We start from the raw sequence: 4,742 nt of genomic DNA, 5'->3' as shown, positions 1-4,742 counted from the left end.
CTACTGGTCACCTTGATGACCGGCTGGCCACTGGCGTTCTTGCCCACCGCGAAGCTAAGCGCCACAGGCAGGCCACTGCGGTTCAGACCCGCACGCGAGAACGCCTCTTCCGAGGCGAGGGCGACATGGATGTTATCGGCCTTGGCCGACACCCCAGTCAGTGGAATTTCCGCTACCAGCGGCTGGTCCATGGTCGAGCGCACCTGGACGGCGCCCAGGTCCTGCGCCAGGGCATGTCCGCCCCCCGTGGCAAGCGCCAGCATGATCGACAGCTTCAACGTACGGTTCATCACTCGCTTCCCCCGAACTAATACCATGCTGACGGCACGCCTCTTTCGGGCGGTCGGCCGCGAAGGCGCCACTGTAGTGCACCCCAGCAACAACTAACAATAGCGACCACGGGCAGTTACACGACAACGTTGCTGTCGTTCACGAGGCCCGTACACGCCCCCCTTACATGTTATGGCTTGCGCTGGGCGTCCAGCTGACGCTCGAGTTCGGCGATTTTCCGGTCCCGATCGTCCAGCTGGCGGCTTGCGGCTTGTGTATCCGACTCCAGCGCATCGACGCGTGCCTTGAGCTGCCGCACGTTGGTGTCCTCGGCCTGCACCTCCCCGTGCACCGCCGTCACCCTGGCGCGGGTGGCGGCGGCCGGGTCGGCCTGCGCCGCCTTCGTCTGGGTTTGCTGGGCCGCGATCGCCAGGGGCGAGGACACGACGAGCAGGCAGGCGATGGCGGCGCGATGGTTCATTACAGATAGTCCTCGATCAGGATCTCCGCGATCTGCACGGCGTTGAGTGCCGCACCCTTGCGGATGTTGTCGGCCACGACCCAGAGGTCGAGGCCGCGCTCATGGGAAATGTCTTCGCGGATGCGGCCGACGTAGACCGGATCCTGGCCGGCGGCATCGCCGACAGGGGTCGGGTAACCGCCGGGCTTCCGCTCGTCCTTCACGACCACGCCCGGCGCCTTCTCGAGCAGTTCGCGGGCGCGTTCGGCCGTGATTTTCTCGCGGGTCTCGATGTGCACCGCTTCCGCGTGACCGTAGAACACCGGTACGCGGACAGCCGTCGGATTCACCTGGATCGATGGATCCTCGAGGATCTTCCGGGTCTCCCAGACCATCTTCATTTCTTCCTTGGTATAGCCGTTAGGCTGGAAGTCGTCGATCTGCGGGATGACGTTGAAGGCGATCTGCGCCGGAAATTTCGCGCTTTCGACCGGCTGGAAGTTGAGCATCTGGGCGGTCTGCTTGCCGAGCTCCTCGAGACCGCTACGACCTGCGCCGGACACCGACTGGTAGGTGGCGACGTTGATTCGCTCGATGCCCACCTCGCGGTGGATGGGGGCCAGCGCCACCAGCATGCCCATGGTCGAGCAGTTCGGATTGGCGATGATGCCGCGCACCGTGTAATCGACGATCGCGTGCGGGTTCACCTCGGCGACCACCAGGGGGATGTCGTCCTGGTAGCGGAACTCGGAGGTGTTATCGATCACCACGGCACCGGCAGCGGCGGCACGCGGCGCGTGCTCGCGACTTACCGAACCGCCGGCCGAGAAGAAGGCGATATCCACGCCCTCGAAGTCGTATTTGGCGAGATCCTGGACGACGTAAGGTTTTCCGGCGAAGTCGACCGTACCGCCCGCCGAGCGCTCGCTCGCCAGGGGAACCAGTTCGCTGACCGGGAAGTCCCGTTCGGCGAGGATCGAAAGGAGGGTTTCGCCGACTGCGCCGGTCGCACCCACCATGGCCACCTTGTAACTCGTCTTCTTGCTCATTTTCGCTTTCGTCAGGGCGTGGAGGAACAGGTCAGCTGGCGTCGGCCAGCACACCCGGATTGATGATCGTGGGTGGCCGGCCGGCGTGAGGACCATGTCCGAACGCCGCCAGCACATTGTCCACAGCCAGCGCCGCCATATCGCGACGTGTGTCGCGACTTGCGCTGGCGATGTGCGGACTGAGCACGATATTTTCGATTTTCAGCAGATCGGGGTGCACCGAAGGCTCGCCTTCGAACACATCCACCCCCGCCGAGGCGATGGTGCCGGCAGCAAGGGCTCGGGCCAGCGCGGCATCGTCGACGATGCCACCGCGGGCGATATTCACCAGGACCGCGGTCGGCTTCATGGCCTTCAGCTCGGCCTCGCCGATGGCATGGCGGTTTTCCGGCGTGTACGGCAGCACCAGGATCAGATGGTCGGACCGGGCCAGCAGGCTGGCCTTGTCGACGTAGGTCGCCGCGCATTCGCGCTCGAGCGCGGCATCGAGCCGCGACCGGTTGTGATAGATGACCGGCGCCCGGAATCCGGCCGCACGACGGGCAATGGCCTGGCCGATCCGGCCCATGCCGAGGATGCCGATGGTCTTGCCGTGCACATCCGCGCCCAGCCAGCCCTCGAAACGCGAGCCGTGCCACTGGCCGTCGCGAAGCCAACGTTCGGCCTCACCGACGCGGCGGGCGGCGGCAAGCATCAGCGCCCAGGCGTAATCGGCCACGGTTTCGTTGAGGACATCGGGCGTGTTCGACGCACCGACGCCACGCCGGGTCAGGGCATCGATATCGAGGTTGTTATAGCCCACGCCCAGGTTGGCCACGAAGCGCAGCTTCGGCGCGCCTTCGAGCACCTTGCCGTCGATCTTGTCGGCAAGGCCGACGATGGCGGCGTCGCTATCGGCGAGCCGCTCGGCCAGTTCGGTCACCGAGAACGCCCGTTCTTCGGCCTCGGCATGAACCTCGAAATGATCACGCAGGCGATCGACGATGTCAGGGAAGAACGGCCGGGAGATCCAGACCTTCGGCTTAGTCATGCGATGTCTCCTGCAGCGTCCCGGGGATCCGCGGCGGTACCGCGCCCACATCGCCGCACTGGGCGCGATGGCGCAGGGCCTGGTCCATCAGCACAAGGGCCAGCATGGCTTCGGCGATGGGCACGGCACGGATACCCACGCAGGGATCGTGGCGGCCCTTGGTGACGACCTCGGTCGGCTGCCCTGCCCGGTCCACGCTGCGGCCGGGAATCAGGATGCTGGAGGTCGGCTTGAACGCCATGGAGACCACCACGGGCTGACCCGAAGCGATGCCACCGAGGATGCCGCCCGCGTGGTTGGAGAGGAACCCATCGGCGGTCATCTCGTCGCGGTGCTGGCTTCCACGCTGGGCCACGGCGGCAAAGCCGTCGCCGATCTCCACGCCCTTGACCGCGTTGATCGACATCATGGCTGCGGCGAGTTCGCCGTCGAGCTTGCCGTAGATGGGCTCGCCCCAGCCGGCCGGCACGTTGTCCGCGATGACAGTGACGCGCGCGCCGACGGAATCGCCCGACTTGCGCAAGGCGTCCATATAGGACTCGAGTTCGGGAATCTGCGCGGCGTCAGGCCAGAAGAACGGGCTGGTCTCGATAGCTGCCTCGTCGAAGCCGCGAGGCACGACGTCGCCGATCTGGGAGACATGGCCGCGAACGGTCACGCCGTAACGTTCGGCCAGCCATTTCTTGGCCACCACACCGGCGGCGACGCGCATGGTGGTCTCGCGTGCCGAGGACCGGCCACCGCCGCGGGGGTCCCGCACGCCGTACTTCTGCCAGTAGGTGTAGTCGGCGTGGCCGGGGCGGAAGGTATCGAGGATGTTGCCGTAATCCTTGCTGCGGGCATCCGTATTGCGGATGAGCAAGGCGATCGGCGTACCGGTGGTGACACCCTCGTAGACCCCCGAAAGGATCTCGATGTCGTCCGCCTCACGGCGCTGCGACGTATGTCGCGAGCGCCCGGTAGCACGGCGCTCGAGATCGGCGCGGAACTCACCGGCATCGAGCGCGAGGCCGGGAGGACAGCCGTCGATCACGCACCCGATCGCCGGGCCATGGCTTTCGCCGAACGTGGTGACGGAGAGGAGCTTGCCGAACGTATTGGAGGACACGGTGCTTCCGATAGGGGTTTAGTTTCTCGCGGCACGCGCAGCGGCGATATCAGCGGCATGCTCGAGCAGGTCGCGGCGCTCCAGCGCGAAGATGCCCATCTGGCCGACCTTGAACTCCAGCCAGACGAAGGGCAAACGCGGCAACAGCGCGACCAGTGCATGCTCGCTGTCACCCACTTCGACGATCAGCAGGCCATCTTCGCTGAGATGGTCGGCGGCTTCATCGAGGATGCGCAGCGTGATGTCCAGTCCATCATCGCCGGATGTCAGGCCGAGGACCGGTTCATGGCTATATTCGGCCGGCATGGCGGCGTATTCGTCATTGGTGACGTACGGCGGATTGGAGACGATGAGGTCGTAGACCTCGCCCTTCACGCCTTCGAAGAGATCCGACTTGATCGCCCGCACGCGGTCTTCGGCATGCTGGTAGGCGATGTTCTCGTTGGCGAGCGACAACGCATCGTCACTGACATCGACCAGGTCGACCTGCCAGTCGGTGTTGTACTCGGCCATGGCGATGCCGATACAGCCCGAACCTGTGCAGAGGTCGAGCGCGCGCTCCACATGGCGGTCGTCCAGCCACGGGGTGAAACGGCTTTCGATGAGCTCGGCAATGGGCGAGCGCGGCACGAGGGCGCGGCGGTCGCTCTTGAACTTCAGGCCGGCGAACCAGGTTTCGCCCACCAGGTAGGCCACGGGCACGCGCTCGGCAATACGGCGCTCGATCAGGGCGAGGACCTTCTCACGCTCGTCGGACACCAGTTTGCCCGTGCCATACGCCGGCGGCAGGTCCGGCGGCAGGTGCAGGGCGGCCAGTACCAGGTG

Annotated in this window: 6 protein-coding genes; all 6 read right to left on the bottom strand. The window is 65.7% G+C overall.

All coding sequences use genetic code 11. The features are described 5' to 3' along the window. Nucleotides 1-290, bottom strand: a 290-nt coding sequence (locus AC1DSN_RS18495; protein WP_477332125.1) for a type IV pilus assembly protein FimV, incomplete at its 3' end; no start/stop codon positions are given. Nucleotides 291-460: 170 nt separating this feature from the next. Further along, a complete protein-coding gene (locus AC1DSN_RS18490) occupies nt 461-751 on the bottom strand; it encodes a hypothetical protein (RefSeq protein WP_063573738.1) in 291 nt (96 codons plus the stop codon). Beyond that, nucleotides 751-1,779 (bottom strand): aspartate-semialdehyde dehydrogenase, encoded by a 1,029-nt coding sequence (locus AC1DSN_RS18485; RefSeq protein WP_477332123.1) that lies wholly within the window; start codon nt 1,777-1,779, stop codon nt 751-753. The genes AC1DSN_RS18490 and AC1DSN_RS18485 overlap by 1 nt, the downstream gene beginning before the upstream one ends. A 31-nt stretch (nt 1,780-1,810) precedes the next feature. Continuing rightward, nucleotides 1,811-2,809, bottom strand: a complete 999-nt coding sequence (locus AC1DSN_RS18480) for a 2-hydroxyacid dehydrogenase (RefSeq protein WP_477296646.1) — start codon at nt 2,807-2,809, stop codon at nt 1,811-1,813. Next, nucleotides 2,802-3,917 carry a chorismate synthase gene (gene aroC, locus AC1DSN_RS18475; protein ID WP_477332121.1) on the bottom strand — a complete coding sequence of 372 codons (1,116 nt, stop codon included), beginning with the start codon at nt 3,915-3,917 and terminating at the stop codon, nt 2,802-2,804. Before aroC ends, AC1DSN_RS18480 begins: the two co-directional genes overlap by 8 nt. 18 nt (nt 3,918-3,935) lie before the next feature. Beyond that, nucleotides 3,936-4,742 (bottom strand): 50S ribosomal protein L3 N(5)-glutamine methyltransferase (gene prmB / locus AC1DSN_RS18470; RefSeq protein ID WP_477332119.1); only part of this gene is annotated, 807 nt, incomplete at its 5' end.

This window comes from Luteibacter sp. P4_D7_3 (assembly GCF_056401735.1).
This window is presented reverse-complemented; position numbering and strand designations above follow the sequence as displayed.